Source organism: Pseudomonas asiatica, from assembly GCF_040214835.1.
In the GTDB taxonomy this organism is placed as follows: domain Bacteria; phylum Pseudomonadota; class Gammaproteobacteria; order Pseudomonadales; family Pseudomonadaceae; genus Aquipseudomonas; species Aquipseudomonas putida_Z.
Map to the genome: position 1 here is coordinate 162510 of NZ_CP157874.1, position 23777 is coordinate 186286.

Sequence of the window (23777 nt, forward strand, 5' to 3'; positions counted from 1 at the left end):
CGGCCCTATCGCGACACAAGGCCGCTCCTACAGGGCGCGTGCCTGGGCCTTTCCCGCAACTCCATGACAGCGCATACTCTGGCGCCGGGCCGGCGTGCCTGGTGATCTTTGCCTATGCTGCTGTCTACCACCAAGGAACCAATGTGACGAGGGACACCGCCATGTTCTACGTGCAACGCGATGCCGCTGGCCAGTTGCTGCGGGTAGAAGCAGCCGCTTTTGACGAGTTCACCGAAATGCTCCCCGCCGACCATGCCGATATCCAGGAATGGTTTGCCCATGACGTGGTGGAAAACAGCCTCAATCAGCTCAAGCAAAGCGACCTCGACATGATCCGCGTGCTCGAGGACCTGATCGATGTGCTGACCGCCAAGGGTGTGTTCAAGATCACCGACCTGCCCCCCGGTGCGCAGGCCAAGCTGCTCAACCGTTCTACAGCGCGCAAGGCGCTCAGCAGCCTGAACAATCTCATCGATGAAGAAGAGCAGGGCGGCTTGATCTGATTGCGTAGCACCCCTGGCAGCAGTGCTATGGTTATTCTTTAACGGTATTTAAAATATAGCTCTTATGACTTTATAGTCACTTCCACTGCGTACCCGTCGACCAATCGATGCGCCGCACGACTTGAACCCACACGGGAAATCCCCGTGCGTTTCTGATCGTTGCGCGCCATTGAAGTCGCGCACTGCGTGGGAGTGAAAAATGTCAGCCGCCTCGAACGCCTTGTCGATCATCGACAGCGCCCAGCCGCAACGCTTCGAAATCCGCCCGTTCTCCGGTGCCGTAGGCGCCGAGATCATCGGCCTGGATCTGGCCAAACCGGTCAACGCCGAGGATTTCGCCCGTATCCATCGCGCCCACCTCGATCACCATGTGTTGGTGTTCCGCGACCAGCGCATCAGCCCCGACCAGCAGATCGCCTTCAGCCGCCGTTTTGGTCCATTGCAGATCCATGTGCTCAAGCAGTTCCTGCTCGCCGGCCACCCCGAGATCCTGATCGTTTCCAACATCGTCGAAAACGGCCAGAACATCGGCCTGGGTGATGCCGGCAAGTTCTGGCACTCGGACCTGTCGTACAAGGAACTGCCCAGCCTCGGCTCCATGCTGCATGCCCAGGAACTGCCCGACGAGGGCGGCGATACCTTGTTCGCCGACATGCACAAGGCCTGGGACGCCGTACCCGCGGCCCTGCGCAAGGTCATCGAGGGCCGTGATGCTGCGCACTCCTACACCGCCCGTTACGCCGAGACCAAATTCGAAGGCAACTGGCGCCCGACCCTGACCGCCGAGCAACTGGAGCAGGTACAGGAAGTCATCCACCCGGTGGTCCGTACCCACCCGGAAAACGGCCGCAAGGCGCTGTTCGTCAGCGAAGGTTTCACCACCCGCATCGTCGGCCTGCCAAGCGACGAAAGCCGCGACGTGCTGCAACAGCTGTATGCCCTGAGCGTGCTGGAGCAGAACATCTACCGCCACCAGTGGCAGCCCCACGACATGGTGTTCTGGGACAACCGCTCGCTGATCCACCTGGCCACCGGCTGCCCCGCACACCTGCGGCGCAAGCTTTACCGCACCACCATCCAGGGCGATGCCCCGTTCTGACGACTGAGGAAACCCATCATGCGTAAATCCATCAGCCGCCTGGCGGCAAGCATCGGCCTGGGCGCAAGCCTGGTCGTAGGCAGCCTGGCGGCCCCCGCCGCGGCGCAAGCAGAAGGCAAGATTCGCATCGCCGAACAGTTCGGCATTGTCTACCTGCTGCTGAACGTAGTGCGTGACCAGCATCTGATCGAAAAACATGGCAAGGAGCAGGGCATCGACATCGAAGTCGATTGGGCCCAGCTGTCGGGTGGGTCGGCCATCAACGACGCACTGCTGTCCGGTTCGGTGGACATCGCCGGTGCCGGCGTCGGCCCACTGTTGACCGTGTGGGACCGTACCAAGGGCCGACAGAACGTCAAGGCCGTGGCCTCGCTGGGCAACTTCCCGTACTACCTGGTCAGCAGCAACCCCAACGTGAAGACCATTGCCGACCTCTCCGACAAGGACCGCATCGCCGTGCCGGCGGTAGGCGTTTCGGTGCAGTCGCGCTTCCTGCAATACGCCGCCGCCCAGCAATGGGGCGACAAGGAATACAACCGCCTCGACAAGTACACCCTGGCCGTGCCGCACCCGGATGCCACTGCCGCGCTGCTGGCCGGCGGCACCGAACTCAACGGGCACTTCTCCAACCCGCCGTTCCAGGACCAGGTGCTGGCCAACAAGAACGTGCACGTGGTGCTCAACAGCTACGACCTGCTCGGCCCCAACTCGCCGACCTTGCTGTTCGCCACCGAAAAATTCCGCAAGGACAACCCCAAGACCTACAAGGCCTTCGTCGATGCGCTGGCCGAAGCCGCGGACTTTGCCCAGAAGGACAAGGCGGCCGCCGCCGACACCTACATCCGCGTGACCAAGGCCAAGATCGACCGCGACACGTTGATCAAGCTGATCGACAACCCGCAGTACGAATTCACCGTCACGCCAAAGAACACCTACAAGCTGGCCGACTTCCTCTATCGAGTAGGCGCCATCAAGCACAAGCCGGAATCGTGGAAGGACTACTTCTTCCAGGATGAACGCCCGCTGCAGGGGAGCTGACCGATCATGACCGCCCCATTGCCAGGCCACACGGCCAGCAACCTGAGCCGTGTCGCAACGCCGCCTTTGCTCAAGGTGGATAACCTCAGCCTCGAATACCGCACCGCGCAACGCGTGGTGCGGGCCACCCACCAGGTCAGCTTCGAAGTCGACCGTGCCGACCGCTTCGTGCTGCTCGGCCCCTCCGGCTGCGGCAAGTCCACCTTGCTCAAGGCCGTGGCCGGGTTCATCTCGCCCCAGGAGGGGCAGATTCTACTGCAAGGTCAGCCAGTCAGCGGCCCAGGCCCCGACCGCATCGTGGTGTTCCAGGAGTTCGACCAGCTGCCGCCATGGAAGACGGTGAAACAGAACGTCATGTTCCCTCTTCTGGTGTCGGGCCAGCTGAAACGCGCCGAGGCCGAGGAGCGGGCGCTGCACTACCTGGACAAAGTCGGCCTGGCCGCCTTCGCCGATGCCTACCCACACACCCTGTCGGGCGGTATGAAAGCGCGCGTGGCAATTGCCCGGGCCTTGGCCACGCAGCCGAAGATCCTGCTGATGGACGAACCGTTCGCGGCACTTGATGCGCTGACCCGGCGCAAGATGCAGGAAGAACTGCTGCTGCTGTGGGAGGAGGTGCGTTTTACCCTGCTGTTCGTTACCCACTCCATCGAAGAGGCTCTGGTGGTCGGCAACCGCATCCTGCTGTTGTCCCCCCACCCGGGGCGGGTGCGCGCCGAAGTGCACAGCCACCAGTACGACTTGGGCAGCCTGGGTGGTAGCGACTTCCAGGCCAGTGCCCGGCGCATCCATCGTTTGCTGTTCGATGAGGTGGATGCCCCCGAACAGCCCGACGATCTTGGTTTCAACGATATCCGTATCGCCTACTGACAGGAGCTTCAGCCATGACCACTACACCTGTACGCCAGGAATACGAGGTGCAGCTGGAGCCTTTGCTCAGTGTGCCTGTGGAGCGCAACCTGCCGTTGGCTCAGCGCCTGTGGCAGCACGGCTGGTTGCGCAAGGCGGTCATCCTGCTGGTGATCGCCGCGCTGTGGGAGGCCATTGCCCGCTACCAGGGCAACGACCTGCTGCTACCGACCTTCCTGCAGACGGCCACGGCGCTGTGGGACGGCATGGTCAGCGGTGAGTTGCCGGCCAAGGTTGGCGTGTCGCTGGTGATTCTGCTCAAGGGTTACCTGCTGGGGATCATCCTGGCCTTCGGCCTCACCAGCCTGGCGGTGTCGACCCAGCTTGGGCGCGATCTGCTGGGCACCCTTACCTCGATGTTCAACCCGTTGCCGGCGATTGCCCTGTTGCCGCTGGCTTTGCTGTGGTTCGGGCTGGGCGACAACAGCCTGATCTTCGTGCTGGTGCACTCGGTGCTATGGGCGCTGGCGCTGAACACCTATGCGGGCTTTCTCGGCGTGTCGGAAACCCTGCGTATGGCCGGGCGCAATTACGGCCTGAAAGGGCTGCGGCTGGTGCTGCATATCCTGGTGCCGGCGGCGTTGCCGTCGATCCTCTCGGGGCTGAAGATCGGCTGGGCATTCGCCTGGCGCACACTGATCGCTGCCGAGCTGGTGTTCGGGGCCAGCAGTGGCAAAGGCGGGTTGGGTTGGTACATCTTCCAGAACCGCAACGAGCTGTACACCGACAAGGTGTTTGCCGGGTTGGCGGTGGTGATCCTGATCGGCTTGCTGGTGGAAGGGCTGGTGTTCAATACCCTCGAGCGGCTGACGGTACGGCGTTGGGGCATGCAGCGCTAACTGGTATGCCTGTGCCGGCCTCTTAGCGGGCAAGCCCGCGAAGAGGCCAGCACAGGCTAAAAATTCTGGTACTGCGCCGCCGCATTGCTCAGGATCTTGCCAATCTCCTCCCGCAAGCCGCCCGGCTGCTCCACCACCACCCCATCGCCATGGCTCAACAGCCACCAGCGCAACGGCCAGCCGTCACTCACCGTGGCCTGCAACCGATGCCCGTGCTCCAAGGCCGTCAGCTGCATGTCGCTACTCAACGGCGCAACCCGCAACTGCCGCGCCAGCGTATCGCTGATCCGCGCCACCAACTCCACCCCCTCACCCCGAGCCGGTTGCAGCGCATCACCGCGCAGGTGCGTCAACAAGTCGAAATTGCCGCGCAAGTCGCCCACTGCGCTCGCCGACCAATGCCAGCCAAACGGGATGCTCTTGTCATTGCGCTCCAGCGGAAATATCAGCGACAGCTCATTGAGATCACGCTCGACAGTGCGTTTGCTGACAGTGAAGCCCACGTCACGCAGGCGCCAGACCAATTCGGCGCTGGTAATGCCTGGGGAGCGGCTGGGCAACTGGCGCAGCAGCGCCCACTGTCGGCTGAGGGTGGCGCGAGTTGTGGCGAACGGCAAAAGATAACGTCCTTGTCTAGGCTTGCCGCAATAGGATGGCGGCAGGCGTGGGTCATGGCAATTGGCCACAGCCTGCTCAGATCAAGGAAGTCGCATTTGGTTGCCTGGCGCCGAATCGTTCGCGACAGGTTTTGACGTTACGTCACGCAGAATCACGCCTCATCACAGCCGAAGGTTGGGGTTGTGTGTCGTTCAATGAGGATGAACATGTCTGCTGCCAGCAATATCCATTCGCTGCTTGCCCGCCTTTTGCCCGAGCGGGTCATTGCCCCACCGGCCGCTGTCGGGAGGCGACAGCGACTGTTTGCCGGGATAGGGTTGCCCAGCCAGCGCTCGCTGCTGGTCAGCCGCTTGGACGAAGCCAGCGACTTGCAGGCGGTGTACGTCGACCTGCGCCGCCAGGCCTTGCAAGGCAGCGTGGCGGCGCTCAACGACCTTGGCTGGATCTGGCTCAACGGCAAATACTGGCGTGCTGACACCGTGTTGGCCGGCCACCTGTTGCGCATGGCGGCCCTGCAAGGCAATGCCGCGGCATGGTTCAACCTTGGGCAGCAACATTACTTTGGCAAAGGCATCGAGCCCTCTTACATGCAGGCGGCGGAGTGCTACCGGCAGGCTTTCGAGCGGGGCATGCTGCATGCCGCTGCCGCGCTGGGCGACCTGTACGAGGAAGAGGTGTGTGATGGCGGCCTGCAGTGGCAGGTCGACCTAGTGCAGGCCTACCAGTGGTTCCTGCGCGGGGCCGAGCAGGGCGAGGCACGCTGCCGTTTCGAGGTGGGCTACCGGCTGATGCATGGGCTGTACGTGGAGGCTGATCTAAAGGCCGCGCTGTACTGGCTGGAGCTGGCGGCAGCTGCGGGGGTGGTACAGGCGGCCGAAGAGCTGGCGGTGCACTTCAGCAGCCGTGACGAGGGCCGCTACCAGGAGTGGCGTGACCGGGCGGTGCAGATGGGCAGTACACTGGCCTTGACCATGAAGCTGGAAGACCAGATACAGCCCTGAATGCTCTGTTGCCTGTCCGGGCCTCTTCGCGGGTAAACCCGCTCCCACAGGTACCGCGCATGGCTGAATCCTATGCAGCACCTGTGGGAGCGGGTTTACCCGCGAAGAGGCCGGCACAGGCAGGCCAGAAGGCCCAGCATGAACAACAATTCATCCATCCCCCTGGTTGACGACAGGGGGAGGCACAGGCGTATATTGATAGTTAGCAAACTATGAATATCCTTGGTTCCTGTCATGTCCCTTGATCTCCTGCGCCTGCAAGTCAGCAGTGGCATGGTGGTTGCCGCCCGCCATTGGCGGCGCATCTGCCATACCGCCCTGACCGGTTACGGCATTTCCGAGGCCTGCGCCGCGCCGTTGCTGATGATCGTGCGCCTGGGTGACGGCGTGCATCAGGTGGCCGTGGCCCAGGCCGCCGGCCTGGAAAGCCCGTCGCTGGTGCGCCTGCTCGACCAGCTGTGCAAGGCTGGCCTGGTATGTCGCAGCGAAGACCCGCTGGACCGCCGCGCCAAGGCCCTGAGCCTGACCGCCGAAGGCCGCACCCTGGCCGAGTCCATCGAAGCCGAACTGGTGCGCCTGCGTCGCGAGGTGCTGCATGGCATCGACCAGGCCGACCTGGAAGCCGCCTTGCGCGTGCTGCGTGCCTTCGAAGCCGCCGGCCTGGGCAACACAGGCGGGGCAGCATGAACGGTTTCTTCAGCTCGGTGCCCCCGGCCCGCGACTGGTTCTATGGCGTGCGTACCTTTGCCGCCTCCATGATCGCCCTGTACATCGCCCTGCTCATGCAGTTGCCGCGCCCCTATTGGGCCATGGCCACGGTGTACATCGTCTCCAGCCCGTTCCTTGGCCCCACCAGCTCCAAGGCCCTGTACCGTGCCGTGGGCACGCTGCTCGGTGCCGGCGGGGCGATTTTCCTGGTACCACCGCTGGTGCAGTCGCCGTTGCTGCTGAGCATCGCCATCGCTCTGTGGACCGGCACCTTGCTGTTCCTTTCGCTGAACCTGCGCACCGCCAACAACTACGTGCTGATGCTGGCCGGCTACACCTTGCCGATGATTGCCCTGGCGGTGGTCGACAACCCGCTTGCTGTGTTCGACGTGGCGTCTTCCCGCGCCCAGGAAATCTGCCTGGGGATCGTCTGCGCGGCGGTGGTCGGAGCGATCTTCTGGCCACGCCGGCTGGCGCCAGTTGTAGTCGGTGCCACTGGTAGCTGGTTCACCGAAGCGATCCGCTACAGCGACACCTACCTGGCCCGCCAGGCCAGCGCAGACCAGGTTGGCGGCATGCGCGGGGCGATGGTCGCCACCTTCAACTCGCTGGAGCTGATGATCGGCCAGCTCGGCCATGAAGGCGCTGGTCCGCACACCCTGAAGAATGCCCGCGAGTTGCGCGGGCGCATGATCCACCTGCTGCCCGTGATCGATGCCCTCGACGACGCCCTGGTCGCCCTCGAAGGCCGCGCCCCGGCACAGTTCGCCCAGTTGCAGCCGTTGCTCGATGCCGCCCGCGAATGGCTCAAAGGCACCGTCGACAGCGCCTCGGTCGCCCGCTGGACCGCCCTGCACGAACAGATCGAGCGCCTGCAGCCCGGCGCCGCTGCCCTCGACCAGCGCGCCGAACTGCTGCTGTCCAACGCCCTGTATCGCCTGACCGAATGGGCCGACCTGTGGCAGGACTGCTGCAGCCTGCAACATGCCCTGCGCAGCGACGATCCCAAACCCTGGCGCGCGGTGTACCGCCACTGGCGCCTGGGTCGCCTGACGGCGTTCTTCGACCGTGGCCTGATGCTGTATTCGGTGGCCTCAACCGTGCTGGCGATCGTTGTCGCCTGCGGCTTGTGGATTGGCCTGGGCTGGAACGACGGCGCCAGCGCAGTGATCCTCGCCGCCGTGTCGTGCAGCTTCTTCGCCGCCATGGATGACCCGGCGCCGCAGATCTACAGGTTCTTCTTCTGGACGCTGATGTCGGTCATCTTCTCCAGCCTGTACCTATTCCTGGTGCTGCCCAACCTGCACGACTTCCCGATGCTGGTGCTGGCCTTCGCCGTGCCATTCATCTGCGTTGGCACCCTGACCGTGCAGCCGCGCTTCTACCTGGGTACCTTGCTGACCATCGTCAACACCTCGACCTTCATCAGCATCCAGGGTGCCTACGATGCTGACTTCTTCACCTTCCTCAATTCCAACCTGGCCGGCCCCGTGGGGCTGCTGTTCGCCTTCATCTGGACCTTGGTGATGCGCCCGTTCGGCGTGGAGCTGGCAGCCAAGCGCATGACCCGCTTCGCCTGGCGCGACATCGTCGAAATGACCGAGCCGGCCACCCTGGCCGAGCACCGCCAGGTCGGTGTGCAGATGCTCGACCGCCTGATGCAGCACCTGCCGCGCTTGTCGCAAACCGGGCAGGACAGCGGCGTGGCACTGCGCGACCTGCGCGTGGGGTTGAACCTGCTCGACCTGCTGGCCTATATGCCGCGTGCCGGGCAGCAGGCTCGTGAGCGCCTGAACACGGTAGTCGAGGAAGTCGGCGCACACTACGCCGCCTGCCTGCGCGCCGGCGAGCGCCTGCACGCCCCGGCCGCGCTGCTGCGCAACATGGAGCGCGCGCGCCTGGCGCTGAACCTGGATGAGCTGTACGAGCGCGGCGATGCCCGTACCCACCTGCTGCACGCGCTGAGCGGCCTGCGCCTGGCGCTGCTGCCGGGCGTGGAGGTGATGCTCGAGCCAGCCGAACAACCGCAACTGCCCCCCGGCCTCGACGGAGCGCCCCTGTGATTGGTGAACTGGATATCAGCGGGGTATTCCTGCCCACGCTGCTGGTGATGATGTTTGGCACCTACCTGCTGTTCCTCGGGGTGCACGCGGTGCTGGTGCGCCTGCATTTCTACCGCCTGGTCTGGCACCGGGCGTTGTTCAACGTTGCTCTGTATGCCGTGCTGCTTGGTGCGGTGGACCACTTTTGCCGAAACCTGATGCTGCCATGAAAAAACCTTTGCTGACCCTGGGCCGTGTGGTCCTGACCTTGCTGGTAGTGACCTTCGCCGCCGTGCTCGTGTGGCAGATGGTGGTGTACTACATGTTCGCCCCCTGGACCCGCGACGGCCACATCCGCGCCGACGTGATCCAGATTGCCCCGGACGTGTCCGGGCTGATCCAGAAGGTCGAGGTGCGTGACAACCAGACCGTCAAGCGCGGCGATGTGCTGTTCACCATCGACCAGGACCGCTTCACCCTGGCCCTGCGCCAGGCCAAGGCGACCCTGGGTGAGCGCCAGGAAACCCTGGCCCAGGCCTCCCGCGAAGCGCAGCGCAACCGCAAGCTGGGCAACCTGGTGGCCGCCGAGCAGCTGGAAGAAAGCCAGTCCCGCGAGGCCCGTGCCCGTTCCGCCGTCAGCGAAGCGCAGGTGGCCGTCGATACCGCCCAGCTCAACCTCGACCGCTCGGTGGTGCGCAGCCCGGTGGACGGTTACCTGAACGACCGAGCACCGCGTAATCACGAATTCGTCACCGCCGGCCGCCCGGTGCTGTCGGTGGTCGACAGCGCCTCGTACCACGTCGATGGCTACTTCGAGGAAACCAAGCTTGGCGGTATCCACATCGGCGATGCCGTGGACATTCGCGTCATGGGCGACAACACCCGCCTGCGTGGCCATGTGCAAAGCTTTGCCGCCGGCATCGAAGACCGCGACCGCAGCAGTGGTGCCAACCTGTTGCCCAACGTCAACCCCGCATTCAGCTGGGTGCGCCTGGCCCAGCGTATTCCGGTGCGCATCGCCTTTGATGAAGTGCCGCAAGACTTCCGCATGATTGCCGGGCGAACCGCCACGGTGTCGATCATCGAGGGCCAGCGCCCATGAAACAGCTGATCCTGGCGGGGCTGTGCCTGTCGTTGGGGGCCTGCATGATGGTCGGCCCCGACTATGAGGTGCCGAAGGACGCGGCGGTGCAACGCAGCGACCTCAACGGCCCGCTGCGCCAGGATGCCGACAGCGTGGTATCGGCACCGGTGCCTGAGGACTGGTGGCAGCTGTACCAGGATCAACGGCTGAACGAGCTGGTGCGCCAGGCCCTGAGTGCCAACACCGACCTGCGCGTGGCTGCCGCCAACATTGCCAAGGCGCGCGCCCAGGTCGAAGTGGCTGAGTCGCAAGGTGGCTTCAACGGCGGCGTCAAACTTGGCGCCCAGCGCCTGCAGGAATCGGGCGAGGCCTTCCTGCTGCCAGAGAAAGTGCCGGTGGCCAACATCGGCGAAGCCATCATCAGTGCTTCGTACCAGTTCGACCTGTGGGGTACTTTCAAGCGTGGCACCGAGGCGGCCAAGGCCAATGCCGACGCAGTGCAGGCCGCCGCCGATACCGCCCGCATCACCCTGGTGGCGGATGTGGTCAAGGCCTACACCCAGGTGTGCTCGGCCAACGAGGAATACCACATTGCCCGCGAGTCGCTCGACCTGCAGGAGCAGAGCGTGAAGCTTAACCAGCGCCTGCGTGATGCCGGGCGTGGCGACGAAACCCAGGTCACCCGCTCGCAGACCCAGTTCAAATCCTTGCGCGCCGAACTGCCACGCTTCAAGGCGGAGCGCGAGACTGGCATGTACACACTGGCCGCTTTGTTGGCAAAACCGGTTGATCAGTTGCCTGCCGGCACTGCCGATTGTGCCGAGCTGCCGCACCTGAACCAGCTGGTCCCGGTGGGCGATGGCGCGGCGTTGCTCAAGCGCCGTCCCGACGTGCGTCAGGCCGAACGGCAGCTGGCCGCTGCCACTGCCTACATCGGCGTGGCCACCGGCGCCCTGTACCCCGACATCAGCATTGGCGCCCAGATTGGCACCATCGGTATCCTCGAGAACCTTGGCGAGCCGGCGACCAACCGCTGGGGCTTCGGCCCGCAGATCAGCTGGACCATCCCCACCAACGGCACCCGCGCCCGCATTCGCATGGCCGAAGCCTCGACCCAGGCAGCCCTGGCGAATTTTGACGGGGTAGTGTTGAACGCCATTCGCGAGACCCAGACCCGCCTGGCGCAGTACAGCGCCCTGCTGGACCGGCGTGACGCGCTGGCCGAGGCGGAGAAGTCGGCCAAGGAAGCGGCGGACCAGACTCATCGCTATTACCAGGCGGGGCGTGAATCGTTCCTGGCCGACCTACAGGCGACGCGTACCTATACCGACATGCGCGCGCAGCTGGCAGCGGCCAATAGCCAAGTGGCTCAGGGGCAGATTGGTGTGTTCCTGGCGTTGGGTGGGGGGTGGAAGGGCACCGCCAAGCCTTGAGGCCCAATCGCCGGCAAGCCAGCTCCCATAGAGCTGCACATAACTTACTGATTTAGCGGGGACCCTGTGGGAGCGGGCGTGCCCGCGAACACCGGCGCAGCCGGTGCCAGCCACCGCGTTGAATTCTTCGCGGGCACGCCCGCTCCCACATGTACTGCGCTGTTTTCGAGCCCTGTAGTCCACCTGTGGGAGCTGGCTTGCCGGCGATCGAGGGCAAAGCCCTCGCCTAGGCCCTAGAGCTGTAAGACATTTCCGAACCTGAAACCAAATGCTTCAGTTCGGATGCCATGTCGAATTATCCTACAGCACCTGTCGGAAGGTGCTGTCTTGGCTGGGAAGTGTTCCCGGACTACTGTCGTGGGGTCGCCTCGCAAGGCGATCGGGCGTGAGACACCCGGTTTACATTCGGTAGCACCGCGTTATGGCGGTCGTGTGCGGACAGGCTTCGGCCTGGCCGGGGTTACCGTATGTCCCGTGTCTCACACCGTACACGACTGCCACCCAACTTCGTGAGACAAGGAGGAGAGCAGTTCAATCCACCATACGGAGTTCTGCCATGAATAAGCTCGTCCCCGATCCACCTGTTACCGATCTGCTTTTGCTCGACCCTCCCGCGCTCTCACTAATCGAGCCACTTAGCCCCCAAGACTGCGAAGAACTGGTCAGCGCCTTCACCCTGACCATCGACCACACCACCACAGTCCTTCTCGACAACCCTCCCGGCGACAAGCGCAATGCCATGGGCATGAATATTCGTTTGCTCTGCCGCCTGATCAATGCCGTGTGTGATCACGCACATGCAACCCACCGCGATCAAGGAGCGGCCCGATGAGCAATGACCCGAGAGACTCTGCAACCGCAGGGGTGGAAACCTTTGACCTGTTCCGCCTGCAGCCCAACGTGCCGTTCAGCCATGCATTTTCTCAGCTATCGGTGTTGCTTGGCTGTATCCGCCACTTGACCACCGAAGCGGAAATGGATAACGACCGCATTGCCGGCAGTGCTGCGCGGATACTCAGCGAGATGGCCAAGGCGCTGATCGATGATATGGAGCTAGGGCTGAACAAGGGTCTTCAGTAACCATCAGGAACCTGCGGCCGCTACAGCAGGCCTCGCGTTAGGGTTGGCAGGTGTTCGCCGCTAGATGTTCCTCGCCTGTGAGATCGAGCGCCGCCCGCGCGGCGCTCGATCTCACAGGCGAGGAACATCCAACGGCGGACATCCCATCATCTGATTTGTAGCAAGATTTTTCATGAAATCCGCCCGGCACCCTTGAGCGAAGCAAAGTGGAAGTGAACAATGTTCTCTTTCGCATTTCCTTCGAGACTGGCCATGAAAACCCGTTCCCGTCTGCTTGCCTGGCTGCCGGCTATATTGCTCGGCCCGGTGCTGGCGCTGTGTAGCACTTTGGCGCTGGCCGAAGCCCCCGCCGAGGCCACCAAGGCCTTGCACCTGCTCGACTACATTGGCGCCGACTACCCGCCGACCGTGCAAGAAGGCAAGGTGATCGACGATGGTGAATACCGCGAGCAGCAGGAGTTCAGCGCGGTGTTGGCCGACTTGGTCAAAGGCCTGCCTGCGCATGCCGAACAAGCGGCCTTGGAGCAGGGCGTCCAGGCGCTGCGTCAGGCCATCGACCAGCGTCAGGACGGCCCAACGGTGGCCAAGCAGGCCCGTCAGCTGGGCGCGCGCCTGGCAGTGGCCTATGAGGTCAGCCAAGCCCCGGTTATCACGCCTGACCCAGCCCGTGGCGCTTCGCTGTACGCGCAAAACTGCTCGATCTGCCACGGTGATAACGGCGCGGGCGACGGCCCGGCAGGCGTAGGCCTTGAGCCGGCACCGGCCAACCTGCGCGATGTTTCGCGCCTCGACCAGTTGAGCCTGTTCGACCTTTACAACACCCTGGCCCTGGGTATCGATGGCACCGAGATGCCTTCGTTTGCCGACCAGCTGGACGACCGCCAGCGTTGGGATGTGGCTGCCTACATCGCCAGCTTCACCGCCAAGCCAGAAGCCGGCAAAGGCGACAAGACCTGGAACATCGCCGACCTGGCCCGCCAGACCCCGGCCGAAGTCTCCGCCAGCGAAGGTGCCACGGTCGTGGAGGCGTTCCGCGCCCAGCGCGCCCAGCCGCCACAGGTCAAGCGTGGCCCGGCGCAATTGCTCGAATACACCGCGAGCACCTTGGACAAGAGCCTGGCGACCTACCGCGCAGGTGATCACGACCAGGCCTATGACCTGTCAGTGGCGGCCTACCTGGAAGGCTTCGAGCTGGTGGAAAGCTCGCTGGACAACATCGACACCCAGGCGCGCAAGGACACCGAAAAATCGCTGATGGCGTACCGTCAGTCGCTGCAGGACGGCTTGCCCGTGGCCCAGGCCGAGCAACGCCTGAGCGAAGCCAAGGCCAAGCTCGAGCAGGCTTCCAAGCTGCTGGGCAGCGATGGCCTGAGCTGGTCGCTGAGCTTTGTATCCGGCTTGCTGATCCTGCTGCGCGAAGGCCTGGAGGCGATTCTGGTGCTGGCGGCGATCCTGGCCTTCCTGCGCAATACCGGCCAGCAGTCGGCGGTGCGCAGCGTCAACATCGGCTGGGGCCTGGCGTTGGTGGCTGGTTTCGCAACCTGGGCGCTGGCAGCCTACGTGATCGACGTCGGTGGCGCCCAGCGCGAACTGCTGGAAGGCTGCACGGCGCTTTTCGCCGCGGTGATGGTGCTGTGGCTTGGCGTGTGGATGCACGACCGCCGCCATGCCGCCGCCTGGCAGGACTACATCAAGAGCAGCCTGGTCAGTGGTGGCGGACGTTTCGGTTTTGCCGTGCTGGCGTTCTTCTCGGTTTACCGCGAACTGTTCGAAGTGATCCTGTTCTACGAAACCCTGTGGCTGCAGGCCGGCCCAGCCGGGCACCAGGCGGTGCTGGCGGGTGGTGCCACGGCGCTGGTGCTGCTGGTGGGGTTGGCCTGGGTGATCCTGCGTGGCTCGGCCAAGCTGCCGCTGTCGCTGTTCTTCAGCATCAACGCCGCGCTGCTATGTGCCTTGTCGGTGGTGTTCGCCGGGCATGGCGTGAAGGCGCTGCAAGAGGCCGGGGTACTTGGAACGCGGCCGGTGGCGTTCTTCGAGTTCGACTGGCTGGGGATTCACGCTGACGCCTACTCGCTTTCGGCGCAGGCGCTGGCCTTGCTGGCCATCGTGTTCCTGTACGGGCGCTCGCGCCTGGCGGAGAAGCGCAGGGCAGCGGCCAACTGATTGGGGCCGCGCTGCGGCCCATCGCCGGCAAGCCAGCTCCCACCCCGACCGCATCGGCCTCAAGCCATTTGCAGTACCTGTGGGAGCCGGCTTGCCGGCGATGGGCTGCAAGGCAGCCCCTGGCATTATCAGTTCAGGCCGGCTGTGGCGCCTTGAGAATGTTCTGCAGCAACTGGACGCTTTCGACAGCGTCATGACCCAGGCTGGTCAGGTAGCCGCCATCAGGTTGATCGGTCAGCCCCTTTTCATGCAGGCGTTTTGCAGCCGCGATCAGGGCGGGGGCGGCGGTGCTGGTTATCTTGATGCCTTCCTGGCTGCTATCGTGTTTGAACAGCGCGAGTACTTCCAGTTCGTCGATCAGATCGGGGGTAAAAGGCATGGCGACTCCTGACTTCCAGACAAGGATGACGGCACCGTTCTACGGTGCCTGACCTTCGAGTGTAGCCGGGTTATTCGTCCTCGCCTTGATCCATCTCAGGCGGCAGTTCCGGCAGCGCGCGCAGGGCATTCTCGTACCACTCGCGGTCGAACTCGCGGTCTTCCACCAGCATATTGTCAATTTCGAAGGCCAGTACATGGGCCATCAGGTTGAGAATGTCTTCGCGCTCGTAACCGACCAGGGTCAGTTTGTTGAATGTGGCTTTCGCCGCCGCCGGGTCGCCGCTTTCGATCTGGTTCTCGATGGCCTGGGTCAGCGTTGCCTCGGCGAAGGCTTCGTCGTCGTCATTGTCGATGTCGGTGGGCTCGCTCATGGCGGTACTCCTGTGATGGGATGCACAGTGTGCCACGCCTGTGGCGGCAATGCCCGGGCATTGACGGGGCGCATGACGCTGGTCAGGAGCGGGCGTACGGTCTATAAAAGCCGGGCCAACCCCTTACGGCCTGGAGGCTGTTACCTCATGCTCAAGCTTCATGGATTCTCGGTCAGCAACTACTACAACATGGTCAAGCTGGCCCTGCTGGAAAAAGGCCTGCCCTTCGAGGAAGTCACCTTCTATGGCGGCCAGGCGCCACAGGCGCTGGAAGTGAGCCCGCGAGGCAAGGTGCCGGTGCTGCAGACCGAACACGGCTTCCTCAGCGAAACCAGTGTGATCCTCGACTATATCGAGCAGACCCAGGGCGGCAAGGCGCTGCTGCCGGCCGACCCGTTCGGGCAGGCCAAGGTGCGTGAGCTGCTCAAGGAAATCGAGCTGTACATCGAACTGCCGGCGCGTACCTGCTATGCCGAGTCTTTCTTTGGTATGCAGGTCGAGCCGCTGATAAAGGAAAAAGCCCGCGCCGACCTGCTGGCCGGTTTTGCCACGCTCAAGCGCAACGGCCGCTTCGCACCCTATGTGGCGGGTGAGCAACTGACCCTGGCAGACCTGATGTTCTGCTTCTCGGTAGACCTGGCCTGTGCGGTGGGCAAGAAGGTGCTGAACATCGACTTCCTGGCGGACTTCCCAGAGGCCAAGGCGTTGCTGCAGCTGATGGGCGACAATCCGCACATGGCGCGGATCGTGGCGGACAAGGAGGCGGCGATGCCGGCCTTCATGGAGATGATTCGCAGCGGCAAGCGCTGAGTCTGGTGTTGGACCCTTCGCGGGCACGCCCGCTCCCACAGGGAAACGATGTACCTGTGGGAGCGGGCGTGCCCGCGAACGAGGGCGAAGCCCTCGCAATGGGCCTTAACGCGAAGCCAGCAGCGCCTTGCCGCGGGCGACGGCCGCACGCACCTGCGCCGGTGCGGTACCACCAATGTGGTTACGGGCATTCACCGAGCCTTCCAGGGTCAGCACGGCAAACACGTCCTGCTCGATCTGGTCGCTGAACTGGCGCAGTTCGTCCAGGCTCATTTCGGCCAGGTCCTTGCCGGTGTCCACGCCATACTTCACCGCGTGACCCACGATCTCGTGGCAGTCACGGAACGGCAGGCCACGGCGTACCAGGTAGTCGGCCAGGTCGGTGGCGGTGGAGAAACCGCGCAGGGCCGCTTCACGCATGATGGCGTGCTTGGGCTTGATTGCCGGGATCATGTCGGCAAAGGCACGCAGCGAGTCGCGCAGGGTGTCGGCGGCGTCGAACAGCGGTTCCTTGTCTTCCTGGTTGTCCTTGTTGTAGGCCAGCGGCTGGCCTTTCATCAGGGTCAGCAGGCCAGTCAGGGCGCCGAACACACGGCCGCTCTTGCCACGTACCAGTTCCGGCACGTCCGGGTTCTTTTTCTGCGGCATGATGGAGCTGCCGGTGCAGAAGCGGTCTGGCAGGTCGATGAACTGGAACTGTGCGCTGGTCCACAGCACCAGCTCTTCGGAGAAGCGCGACAGGTGCATCATCGCCACGCTGGCGGCGGCGCAGAATTCGATGGCGAAGTCGCGGTCCGACACGCCGTCCAGCGAGTTGCCGGCCACGGCTTCGAAGCCCAGCAGCTTGCAGGTGAGTTCACGGTCGATCGGGTAGGTGGTGCCTGCCAGCGCGGCGCTGCCCAGGGGCATGCGGTTGGCACGCTTGCGGCAGTCGACCAGGCGCTCGTAGTCGCGGCTGAGCATTTCGAACCAGGCCAGCAGGTGGTGGCCGAAGGTGACCGGCTGGGCAGTTTGCAGGTGGGTGAAGCCGGGCATGATGGTTTCGGCTTCACGTTCGGCCTGCTCCAGCAGGCCCTGCTGCAGGCGGGTGATTTCGGCCAGAATCAGGTCGATTTCGTCGCGCAGCCAAAGGCGAATGTCGGTGGCCACCTGGTCGTTGCGGCTACGGCCGGTGTGCAGCTTCTTGCCAGTGATGCCGATACGGTCGGTCAGGCGTGCCTCGATGTTCATGTGCACGTCTTCGAGGTCGACACGCCAGTCGAAGGTGCCAGCCTCGATCTCGCCCTGGATGGTCTTCAGGCCATCGATGATGGTGTCGCGCTCGGCATCGCTGAGCACGCCGACTTGCGCCAGCATGGTGGCATGGGCGATCGAACCCATGATGTCGTGGCGGTACAGGCGCTTGTCGAAATCGACCGAGGCGGTGAAACGGGCGACGAAGGCGTCGACGGGCTCACTGAAGCGGCCGCCCCAGGACTGATTGGTCTTGTCGGTGCTCATGGATTCACTCATTGCAGGCGTGAACGAAAAAGTGGCGCCGATGATAGCAGGGTTTGGGCTGGCCGCCGCAGGGCGCTGGTCGAGAGAAATGCGCGGAAAACGATAGAGAAGGATTTGCAGGAATGAACGGCAGTGTTCCACGGACCGTCTACAGTTGGACAGAGGACTGGCAGTGAATCTGCCGGCCGAGTGAATCTTTGGCCATCGCACCGGTCTAGAGCGTGACCTTAGTGTCGCTCGAACCATACCTGTCTACGCTATACCTGTGCGAGACTCATTCAGGAATCCAGCGCAATTATGAATGTCCTGATCGTTGATGACGAACCCCAAGGCCGTGAGCGGCTTAGCCGGCTGCTCGGCGAACTGGAGGGTTACACCGTGCTGGAGCCTAGCGCCACCAACGGCGAGGAGGCCTTGGCGCTGATCGAAAGCCTCAAGCCCGATGTGGTCCTGCTGGACATCGGCATGCCGGGCCTGGACGGCCTGCAGGTTGCTGCTCGCCTGTGCGAGCGCGAGGCGCCGCCGGCGGTGGTGTTTTGCACCGGGGACGATGAATACGGTGCCGAGGCTTTCAAGGACAGTACCCTCAGCCATGTGACCAAACCTTTCCAGGCCCAGGCCTTGCGCGATGCCTTGCGCAAGGCTGAAAAGCCCAACCGCGCCCAATTGGCGGCGCTCACCAGGCCCGCCAATGAAGGCGGTGGCCCGCGTAGCCACATCAGTGCCCGCACGCGCAAAGGCATCGAACTGATCCCTTTGCCCCAGGTGATCTATTTCATTGCCGATCACAAGTACGTGACCTTGCGCCACGAGGCCGGGGAAGTACTGCTGGACGAGCCCCTCAAGGCCCTGGAAGACGAGTTTGGCGAACGCTTCGTGCGTATCCACCGCAATGCGCTGGTCGCCCGCGAGCGTATCGAACGCCTGCAGCGCACGCCGCTGGGGCATTTCCAGCTATACCTGAAAGGCCTGGACGGTGACGCCCTGACCGTCAGCCGGCGCCATGTGGCCGGTGTGCGCAAGATGATGCAAACCCTCTGAGCCTGTACCGGCCCAATCGCCGGCAAGCCAGCTCCCACAGGTATAGCGTCAGCCTTGAGCCTTGCACGGCTTCTGTGGGAGCTGGCTTGCCGGCGATTGGGCGGTACAGGTAAGCACAGGATCCTGATCCACATCTGCTAGCGATACCGGCGATGCTGTTATCATCGACAGCATTTCTCTGGATCGGGGCGTTCCATGTCCACTCGCGAAATCCGCATTGCCACCCGTAAAAGTGCCTTGGCCCTGTGGCAGGCCGAATACGTCAAAGCCCGCCTCGAGCAGGCCCACCCCGGTCTGCTGGTGACCCTGGTGCCCATGGTCAGCCGTGGCGACAAGCTGCTCGACGCGCCGCTGGCAAAGATCGGTGGCAAGGGCTTGTTCGTCAAGGAACTGGAAACCGCCCTGCTGGACAACGAAGCCGACATCGCCGTGCATTCGATGAAGGACGTGCCCATGGACTTCCCCGAAGGCCTGGGCCTGTATTGCATCTGCGAGCGGGAAGACCCGCGCGATGCCTTCGTTTCCAATACCTTTGACAGCCTCGATGAGCTGCCTGCCGGCAGCATCGTCGGTACCTCCAGCCTGCGTCGCCAGGCCCAGTTGCTGGCGCGTCGCCCGGACCTGCAAATCCGCTTCCTGCGCGGCAACGTCAACACCCGCCTGGCCAAGCTGGATGCCGGTGAGTACGACGCCATCATCCTCGCCGCCGCCGGCTTGATCCGCCTGGGCTTCGAAGACCGCATCACCTCCACCATCAGCGTCGATGACAGCCTGCCGGCTGGCGGCCAGGGCGCGGTGGGCATCGAATGCCGCAGCGCCGACCAGCAAATCCACGCGCTGCTGGCGCCGCTGCACCATGCCGATACCGCCGACCGGGTGGTGGCCGAGCGCGCCCTGAACAAACGCCTGAATGGCGGCTGCCAGGTACCGATTGCCTGCTATGCGGTGCTGGAAGGCGACCAGCTGTGGCTGCGTGGCCTGGTCGGCCAGCCCAGCGGCGGTACCCTGCTGGTGGCCGATGCCCGCGCACCACGTACTGCCGCCGAAACCCTGGGCGTGCAGGTGGCCGAGGACCTGCTGGGGCAGGGCGCCGAGGCCATCCTCAAGGAAGTCTACGGCGAGGCCGGCCACCCGTGAGTTCGTGGCGCCTGTTGCTGACCCGGCCTGCCGAGGACTGTGCGGCACTGGCGCAAAGCCTGGCAGCGGCGGGGGTAGCCAGCAGCTGCCTGCCGCTGCTGGCAATCGAGCCCGTCGCTGTGGAAAACCAGCAACGCCTGTTGCTGGAAGGCCTGCAGGGCTTCCGGGCGATCATCGTGGTCAGCAAGCCGGCAGCCCGGTTGTTGCTTGAGCAACTGGCCGATGCCGGCCTGCAGCCACCCGTGCAAGGCTGGTTCACTGTGGGCGAGGCAACCGCCGCCGTGCTGCAGGGCGCGGGCCTGGCGGTGAGCTTCCCCCCACGTGGCGATGACAGCGAAGCGTTGCTGGCGCTGCCAGCCCTGCGCCAGGCAGTTGCCGTGCCGGCACCGCGGATCTTGATCGTTCGTGGCGTCGGAGGTCGCGAACTGCTGGCAGAGCGTCTTGCAGAGCAAGGTGCTAGTGTCGATTATCTGGAACTGTATCGTCGCTGCCTGCCGGCTTACCCGGCGGGCACCCTGATGCGCCGCATCGAAGCGGAACGCCTCAATGGCCTGGTGGTCAGCAGTGGGCAGGGTTTTGAACACTTGCAGCAGATGGCCGGCGCCGATTGGCCGCAGCTGGCGCGTCTGCCGCTGTTCGTGCCCAGCCCTCGGGTTGCCGAGCAGGCCAGGGCCGCCGGGGCCCAACAGGTTGTGGATTGCCGTGGCGCCAGTGCCACGGCCTTGCTGGCAGCCGTGCAGCGCAGCGCTGCACCTGCCTCTTAAGGCGCTAAGCTGAACGCGATGCGCCCCCATGCAAAGGATGGATACGTGAGCGAGACTGTCTTGTCCAATAACGATCAGCCGTCGGCACAGGCGCCGGCGGAACCCGTCACCACCCCACCTGCCAAGCGCTCCGGCAGTGGCCTGGCAACGTTGGCCCTGCTGTTGGGCGCGGCCGGGGTGGCGGTAGGTGGCTGGGGTGTCTGGCAGGTGCGTCAACTGCAAGGCAGCGAATTCAACCAGGGCCAGCACATCGAGGCGCTGAACCAGCGCGCCGAAGCCCTGCAGCAGCGTGAACAGCAGATCAGCGCGCAGCTGGCCAGCCTGCCGGCGGCCAGCGAGCTGGAAGACCGCCGCCGCCTGGTGGCGCAGTTGCAAGGCGACCAGCAACGCCTCAGCCAGCGCCTGGAAACCGTACTGGGCGAAAGCCGCAAGGAATGGCGCCTGGCCGAGGCCGAGCACCTGCTGCGCCTGGCCACCCTGCGCCTGTCGGCGCTGCAGGACATCACCAGTGCCAAGGCTTTGGTCGAGGGGGCGGACGAGATCCTGCGCGAGCAGAGCGATCCGGGTGCCTTCGCCGCCCGTGAGCAACTGGCGCGCAGCTTGGCCACGCTCAACAGCACCCAGCAACCGGACCGTACCGGCCTGTTCCTGAAACTGGCCGCTCAGCGCGAGCTGGTGCAGCAACTCAGCGCCCAGTCGCCGGAGTTCGACACCAATGCCGATGCCTTGGGCGCGCTCACCGCCGATGGTGACGGCGCCAGTCGCCTGTCCCAGTGGTGGGCCGAGATCTCCAAGTACTTCCAGATCGACTTCAACGCCGATGACAACGTGCGTCCGCTGCTGGCCGGGCAGCAACTGAACCAGCTGCGCCTGGCCCTGAGCCTGACCATCGAGCAGGCCCAGTGGGCAGCGCTCAATGGCGATAGCAAGGTGTACACCCAGGCGCTGGACGACGCCCGCAGCGTGCTGCTGGCCAACTTCAACGCCGACAACCCGCAAAGCAAGGCCATGCTTGACAGCCTCAACGCCCTGGCCGAACAGCCGGTGTCGGTGGTTACCCCCGACCTCAGCGAAAGCCTGGCCGCAGTGCAGGCCTATATACAGCGCCGCCACCTGCCGGCCGAGGCTGAAGGGGGCAAGCCATGAAGCGTGTCTACCTGCTGGCCGTGCTGGCGATCGTGGTCGCCGCGGCGCTGGGTATTGCGGTCGCCAAGCACAGCGGCTACGTGCTGATTTCCTATGGCAGCTTCCGCTACCAGTCGGGGCTGTGGGCGGCCCTGGCCGGCTTGCTGGTTGTGGTGCTGCTGCTGTGGCTGGTGCGCTACCTGGTCGGCCTGGTGCTGACTTCCAGCGGCGTGGTCAACCCGTGGTCGCGGCGTAATCGCAGCCGGCGCGTTCGTCTGGCCATCGAGCAGGGCCAGCTGGACCTCGCCGAGGGCCGTTGGGCCAGTGCCCAGCGCCATCTGCACCGTGCCGCCGAGGCCGAGCGCCAGCCGTTGCTGTACTACCTCGGTGCCGCGCGTGCCGCCAACGAGCAAGGCCGAACCGAAGACAGCGACAACCTGCTGGAACGTGCCCTGGAGCGCCAGCCGCAAGCGGAACTGGCTATCGCCCTGACCCATGCACAGTTGCAGATGGACCGTGGCGAAAGCGACGGCGCCCTCGAAACCCTGTTGGCCATGCAGGAGCGCCACCCGCACAACGGCCAGGTGCTGCGCCTGCTGCAGCGCCTGCACCTGGAGCGCGGCGACTGGTCGGCATTGATCCGCCTGCTGCCCGACCTGCGCAAGGGCAAGGTGCTGCCAGCCGCCGAGCTGGCTGCCCTGGAGCAACGTGCCTGGGGCCAGAACCTGAGCCTGGCCACCACCCGTGGCGAGGATGCGCAAAGTGCCCGTCAGGCCCTGGAGCGCGCCTGGCAGCAACTGACCGCAGCCCAGCGCCAGGAGCCACAGCTGGTGCTGGCCTATGCCGAGCAATTGCGCCAGGTGGGTGCCCAGAGCGAAGCCGAACAAGTGCTGCGTACCGCCCTCAAGCGTGAATACGAAAGCCACCTGGCCCGCCTGTACGGCCTGGTGCGCGGCGATGACCCGGCGCGCCAGCTGCAAACAGCCGAAGGTTGGCTCAAGGCCCACCCGCAAGATGCCAGCCTGCTGCTTACCCTGGGCCGTCTGAGCTTACAGAACCGCCTGTGGGGCAAGGCGCGCGACTACCTGGAAAGCAGCCTGCGCATGGAGCGCAACCCCGAAGCCTGTGCCGAGCTGGCGCGCCTGCTCGCTGGCCTTGGCGAGACCGAGCGCAGCAACCAGCTGTTCCAGGAGGGCCTCGGCCTGCTGGACGAGCGCCTGCTAGCCCTGCCTTTGCCCGAAGGCGTACGCGCCTGACCTACCCCAGGGCCCGCGCAAAGGCGCGGGCCTTGGGGGCGGGTAACCTTTCTCTCGATGTAAGTTAGATCTGCAATCCATTTCTTCAGACGTTTCCTACTGCATAGTTGGAAATTTCCTTCGCGATTCAGCGACTTGTCGTTGCTGTCGCGCCTTGAAACAAAGCGCGTCTTTCCTCTACCGTTTCAGGCCACTTCATTATCCCGGGACCTTCACCGCCCATGTTGCCGGCCCGTTTGCGCACCTTTTTCCTACCTGCCTGTCTTGCTGCATTGGCGGTACTGGCCGCGTCCTTCCACCTGGAAAGCGTCCTCGGGCTGGTGCCCTGCCCATTGTGTTTCAGCCAGCGGCTGCTGCTTGGCGTGTACGCGCTGCTGTGCCTGGCGGCAGTGCTGCAGGCACCGGGTACGGCGGGCATTCGCTGTTACGCGCGGGCGACGCTGGGCTGTTCGCTGGCCGGGGCGTTGCTGGCAGCGCGACATGTCTGGTTGCAAGGGGATGACGGGGCCATCCCGGTCTGCCCGGTGCCGCTCGGGCGGCTGTTCGAGCAATCCTGGGGCGAGGCGGCACGGCAATTGTTGTTCGGCGGACCGGATTGCAACTCGCTGACCTGGAGCTTTCTCGACCTGACCCTGCCCGAGTGGAGCCTGCTGGCCTTCCTGCTGCTGGCGGTGCTGCCCTTGAGTTGCCTGCTGGCGTATCGTTTCCGCACCCTAGCGAGAACATGACCTGGCGCAAGGTTGCGCCATTGGCACGACCAATGGCCGTGTAACAGGGTATTAAACACTTGTATGAACTTTGTCCGCTGCGTACCTTGAAGGGCAGCACGCGCGGGAATAATCTCCCAGCACGCATACCGAAAACACAACTGCTCG

General features: G+C 64.3%; 25 protein-coding genes. 21 read left to right on the top strand and 4 right to left on the bottom strand.

The window, feature by feature from the left end:
• The first annotated feature begins 161 nt into the window (after nt 1-161).
• From ABNP31_RS00680 to ABNP31_RS00700, 5 genes are all read left to right on the top strand, one after another.
• Nucleotides 162-503 carry a hypothetical protein gene (locus ABNP31_RS00680; protein WP_025337260.1) on the top strand — a complete coding sequence of 114 codons (342 nt, stop codon included), beginning with the start codon at nt 162-164 and terminating at the stop codon, nt 501-503.
• A 199-nt stretch (nt 504-702) separates the two neighbouring features.
• Nucleotides 703-1602: a TauD/TfdA dioxygenase family protein gene (locus ABNP31_RS00685; RefSeq protein WP_085664210.1), complete on the top strand. Its 900-nt coding sequence runs from the start codon at nt 703-705 to the stop codon at nt 1600-1602.
• A gap of 18 nt (nt 1603-1620) precedes the next feature.
• A complete protein-coding gene (locus ABNP31_RS00690) occupies nt 1621-2640 on the top strand; it encodes an ABC transporter substrate-binding protein (RefSeq protein WP_025337262.1) in 1020 nt (339 codons plus the stop codon).
• A gap of 6 nt (nt 2641-2646) precedes the next feature.
• The gene (locus ABNP31_RS00695; RefSeq protein ID WP_085664209.1) at nt 2647-3510 is read left to right on the top strand and encodes an ABC transporter ATP-binding protein; all 864 of its coding nucleotides are present in this window, start codon (nt 2647-2649) and stop codon (nt 3508-3510) included.
• 14 nt (nt 3511-3524) lie between these two features.
• Nucleotides 3525-4388 carry an ABC transporter permease gene (locus ABNP31_RS00700; protein ID WP_085664208.1) on the top strand — a complete coding sequence of 288 codons (864 nt, stop codon included), beginning with the start codon at nt 3525-3527 and terminating at the stop codon, nt 4386-4388.
• Between the two features lie 56 nt (nt 4389-4444).
• On the opposite strand, the gene ABNP31_RS00705 is transcribed toward ABNP31_RS00700, so the two are convergent.
• Nucleotides 4445-5005, bottom strand: a complete 561-nt coding sequence (locus ABNP31_RS00705) for a WYL domain-containing protein (RefSeq protein WP_025337264.1) — start codon at nt 5003-5005, stop codon at nt 4445-4447.
• Nucleotides 5006-5212: 207 nt separating this feature from the next.
• Here ABNP31_RS00705 and ABNP31_RS00710 point away from each other — a divergent pair, with 207 nt between their 5' ends.
• The 9 genes from ABNP31_RS00710 to ABNP31_RS00750 all read left to right on the top strand — a co-directional run bounded on the left by ABNP31_RS00710 (nt 5213) and on the right by ABNP31_RS00750 (nt 14517).
• A complete protein-coding gene (locus tag ABNP31_RS00710) occupies nt 5213-6007 on the top strand; it encodes a tetratricopeptide repeat protein (RefSeq protein ID WP_025337265.1) in 795 nt (264 codons plus the stop codon).
• 234 nt (nt 6008-6241) lie between these two features.
• Nucleotides 6242-6694, top strand: a complete 453-nt coding sequence (locus tag ABNP31_RS00715) for a MarR family winged helix-turn-helix transcriptional regulator (RefSeq protein ID WP_025337266.1) — start codon at nt 6242-6244, stop codon at nt 6692-6694.
• On the top strand, nt 6691-8778 hold the full coding sequence (locus ABNP31_RS00720) for an FUSC family protein (RefSeq protein WP_085664207.1): 2088 nt from the start codon (nt 6691-6693) through the stop codon (nt 8776-8778). The genes ABNP31_RS00715 and ABNP31_RS00720 overlap by 4 nt, the downstream gene beginning before the upstream one ends.
• Nucleotides 8775-8987 (top strand): DUF1656 domain-containing protein, encoded by a 213-nt coding sequence (locus tag ABNP31_RS00725; RefSeq protein WP_003255905.1) that lies wholly within the window; start codon nt 8775-8777, stop codon nt 8985-8987. Before ABNP31_RS00720 ends, ABNP31_RS00725 begins: the two co-directional genes overlap by 4 nt.
• Nucleotides 8984-9859: an efflux RND transporter periplasmic adaptor subunit gene (locus ABNP31_RS00730; protein ID WP_010951565.1), complete on the top strand. Its 876-nt coding sequence runs from the start codon at nt 8984-8986 to the stop codon at nt 9857-9859. The genes ABNP31_RS00725 and ABNP31_RS00730 overlap by 4 nt, the downstream gene beginning before the upstream one ends.
• Nucleotides 9856-11274 carry a TolC family protein gene (locus tag ABNP31_RS00735; protein WP_350012903.1) on the top strand — a complete coding sequence of 473 codons (1419 nt, stop codon included), beginning with the start codon at nt 9856-9858 and terminating at the stop codon, nt 11272-11274. The genes ABNP31_RS00730 and ABNP31_RS00735 overlap by 4 nt, the downstream gene beginning before the upstream one ends.
• A gap of 556 nt (nt 11275-11830) precedes the next feature.
• Nucleotides 11831-12106, top strand: a complete 276-nt coding sequence (locus tag ABNP31_RS00740) for a hypothetical protein (protein WP_350012904.1) — start codon at nt 11831-11833, stop codon at nt 12104-12106.
• Nucleotides 12103-12354: a DUF3077 domain-containing protein gene (locus ABNP31_RS00745; protein ID WP_350012905.1), complete on the top strand. Its 252-nt coding sequence runs from the start codon at nt 12103-12105 to the stop codon at nt 12352-12354. Before ABNP31_RS00740 ends, ABNP31_RS00745 begins: the two co-directional genes overlap by 4 nt.
• A 219-nt stretch (nt 12355-12573) precedes the next feature.
• Nucleotides 12574-14517: an FTR1 family protein gene (locus ABNP31_RS00750; protein WP_350012906.1), complete on the top strand. Its 1944-nt coding sequence runs from the start codon at nt 12574-12576 to the stop codon at nt 14515-14517.
• Nucleotides 14518-14650: 133 nt separating this feature from the next.
• On the opposite strand, the gene ABNP31_RS00755 is transcribed toward ABNP31_RS00750, so the two are convergent.
• Both ABNP31_RS00755 and ABNP31_RS00760 read right to left on the bottom strand, forming a co-directional pair.
• Nucleotides 14651-14896 carry a TIGR02647 family protein gene (locus ABNP31_RS00755; RefSeq protein ID WP_085664202.1) on the bottom strand — a complete coding sequence of 82 codons (246 nt, stop codon included), beginning with the start codon at nt 14894-14896 and terminating at the stop codon, nt 14651-14653.
• Nucleotides 14897-14966: 70 nt separating this feature from the next.
• Nucleotides 14967-15269: a hypothetical protein gene (locus ABNP31_RS00760; protein WP_085591763.1), complete on the bottom strand. Its 303-nt coding sequence runs from the start codon at nt 15267-15269 to the stop codon at nt 14967-14969.
• A gap of 147 nt (nt 15270-15416) precedes the next feature.
• Between ABNP31_RS00760 and ABNP31_RS00765 the strand changes: the two genes are divergently transcribed.
• Nucleotides 15417-16079, top strand: a complete 663-nt coding sequence (locus tag ABNP31_RS00765) for a glutathione S-transferase (RefSeq protein ID WP_085664201.1) — start codon at nt 15417-15419, stop codon at nt 16077-16079.
• A 105-nt stretch (nt 16080-16184) separates the two neighbouring features.
• Here the strand turns inward: ABNP31_RS00765 and argH are convergent, their stop codons facing one another.
• Complete coding sequence (gene argH, locus ABNP31_RS00770) at nt 16185-17579, bottom strand: argininosuccinate lyase (RefSeq protein ID WP_025337274.1); 1395 nt, start codon at nt 17577-17579, stop codon at nt 16185-16187.
• Nucleotides 17580-17876: 297 nt separating this feature from the next.
• Here argH and ABNP31_RS00775 point away from each other — a divergent pair, with 297 nt between their 5' ends.
• The 6 genes from ABNP31_RS00775 (at nt 17877) to ABNP31_RS00800 (ending at nt 23630) form a co-directional block, all read left to right on the top strand.
• Nucleotides 17877-18620, top strand: coding sequence for a LytR/AlgR family response regulator transcription factor (locus ABNP31_RS00775; protein WP_015268539.1), 744 nt, complete (start codon nt 17877-17879; stop codon nt 18618-18620).
• 195 nt (nt 18621-18815) lie between these two features.
• Nucleotides 18816-19757 carry a hydroxymethylbilane synthase gene (gene hemC, locus ABNP31_RS00780; RefSeq protein ID WP_238067129.1) on the top strand — a complete coding sequence of 314 codons (942 nt, stop codon included), beginning with the start codon at nt 18816-18818 and terminating at the stop codon, nt 19755-19757.
• A complete protein-coding gene (locus ABNP31_RS00785) occupies nt 19754-20521 on the top strand; it encodes a uroporphyrinogen-III synthase (RefSeq protein ID WP_350012907.1) in 768 nt (255 codons plus the stop codon). Before hemC ends, ABNP31_RS00785 begins: the two co-directional genes overlap by 4 nt.
• 45 nt (nt 20522-20566) lie before the next feature.
• Nucleotides 20567-21667 carry a uroporphyrinogen-III C-methyltransferase gene (locus ABNP31_RS00790; RefSeq protein ID WP_084785108.1) on the top strand — a complete coding sequence of 367 codons (1101 nt, stop codon included), beginning with the start codon at nt 20567-20569 and terminating at the stop codon, nt 21665-21667.
• On the top strand, nt 21664-22902 hold the full coding sequence (locus ABNP31_RS00795; RefSeq protein ID WP_015268543.1) for a heme biosynthesis protein HemY: 1239 nt from the start codon (nt 21664-21666) through the stop codon (nt 22900-22902). The genes ABNP31_RS00790 and ABNP31_RS00795 overlap by 4 nt, the downstream gene beginning before the upstream one ends.
• Before the next feature lie 221 nt (nt 22903-23123).
• A complete protein-coding gene (locus tag ABNP31_RS00800) occupies nt 23124-23630 on the top strand; it encodes a disulfide bond formation protein B (RefSeq protein WP_085664199.1) in 507 nt (168 codons plus the stop codon).
• Nucleotides 23631-23777 lie beyond the last annotated feature (147 nt).

What these genes read in the sequence shown, in the direction of transcription:
- ABNP31_RS00680 (WP_025337260.1), top strand. Translation starts at nt 162, where the DNA reads ATGTTCTACGTGCAACGCGATGCCGCTGGCCAGTTGCTGCGGGTAGAA.
- ABNP31_RS00685 (WP_085664210.1), top strand. Translation starts at nt 703, where the DNA reads ATGTCAGCCGCCTCGAACGCCTTGTCGATCATCGACAGCGCCCAGCCG.
- ABNP31_RS00690 (WP_025337262.1), top strand. Translation starts at nt 1,621, where the DNA reads ATGCGTAAATCCATCAGCCGCCTGGCGGCAAGCATCGGCCTGGGCGCA.
- ABNP31_RS00695 (WP_085664209.1), top strand. Translation starts at nt 2,647, where the DNA reads ATGACCGCCCCATTGCCAGGCCACACGGCCAGCAACCTGAGCCGTGTC.
- ABNP31_RS00700 (WP_085664208.1), top strand. Translation starts at nt 3,525, where the DNA reads ATGACCACTACACCTGTACGCCAGGAATACGAGGTGCAGCTGGAGCCT.
- ABNP31_RS00710 (WP_025337265.1), top strand. Translation starts at nt 5,213, where the DNA reads ATGTCTGCTGCCAGCAATATCCATTCGCTGCTTGCCCGCCTTTTGCCC.
- ABNP31_RS00715 (WP_025337266.1), top strand. Translation starts at nt 6,242, where the DNA reads ATGTCCCTTGATCTCCTGCGCCTGCAAGTCAGCAGTGGCATGGTGGTT.
- ABNP31_RS00720 (WP_085664207.1), top strand. Translation starts at nt 6,691, where the DNA reads ATGAACGGTTTCTTCAGCTCGGTGCCCCCGGCCCGCGACTGGTTCTAT.
- ABNP31_RS00730 (WP_010951565.1), top strand. Translation starts at nt 8,984, where the DNA reads ATGAAAAAACCTTTGCTGACCCTGGGCCGTGTGGTCCTGACCTTGCTG.
- ABNP31_RS00735 (WP_350012903.1), top strand. Translation starts at nt 9,856, where the DNA reads ATGAAACAGCTGATCCTGGCGGGGCTGTGCCTGTCGTTGGGGGCCTGC.
- ABNP31_RS00740 (WP_350012904.1), top strand. Translation starts at nt 11,831, where the DNA reads ATGAATAAGCTCGTCCCCGATCCACCTGTTACCGATCTGCTTTTGCTC.
- ABNP31_RS00745 (WP_350012905.1), top strand. Translation starts at nt 12,103, where the DNA reads ATGAGCAATGACCCGAGAGACTCTGCAACCGCAGGGGTGGAAACCTTT.
- ABNP31_RS00750 (WP_350012906.1), top strand. Translation starts at nt 12,574, where the DNA reads ATGTTCTCTTTCGCATTTCCTTCGAGACTGGCCATGAAAACCCGTTCC.
- ABNP31_RS00755 (WP_085664202.1), bottom strand. Translation starts at nt 14,896, where the DNA reads ATGCCTTTTACCCCCGATCTGATCGACGAACTGGAAGTACTCGCGCTG.
- ABNP31_RS00760 (WP_085591763.1), bottom strand. Translation starts at nt 15,269, where the DNA reads ATGAGCGAGCCCACCGACATCGACAATGACGACGACGAAGCCTTCGCC.
- ABNP31_RS00765 (WP_085664201.1), top strand. Translation starts at nt 15,417, where the DNA reads ATGCTCAAGCTTCATGGATTCTCGGTCAGCAACTACTACAACATGGTC.
- argH (WP_025337274.1), bottom strand. Translation starts at nt 17,579, where the DNA reads ATGAGCACCGACAAGACCAATCAGTCCTGGGGCGGCCGCTTCAGTGAG.
- ABNP31_RS00775 (WP_015268539.1), top strand. Translation starts at nt 17,877, where the DNA reads ATGAATGTCCTGATCGTTGATGACGAACCCCAAGGCCGTGAGCGGCTT.
- hemC (WP_238067129.1), top strand. Translation starts at nt 18,816, where the DNA reads ATGTCCACTCGCGAAATCCGCATTGCCACCCGTAAAAGTGCCTTGGCC.
- ABNP31_RS00795 (WP_015268543.1), top strand. Translation starts at nt 21,664, where the DNA reads ATGAAGCGTGTCTACCTGCTGGCCGTGCTGGCGATCGTGGTCGCCGCG.
- ABNP31_RS00800 (WP_085664199.1), top strand. Translation starts at nt 23,124, where the DNA reads ATGTTGCCGGCCCGTTTGCGCACCTTTTTCCTACCTGCCTGTCTTGCT.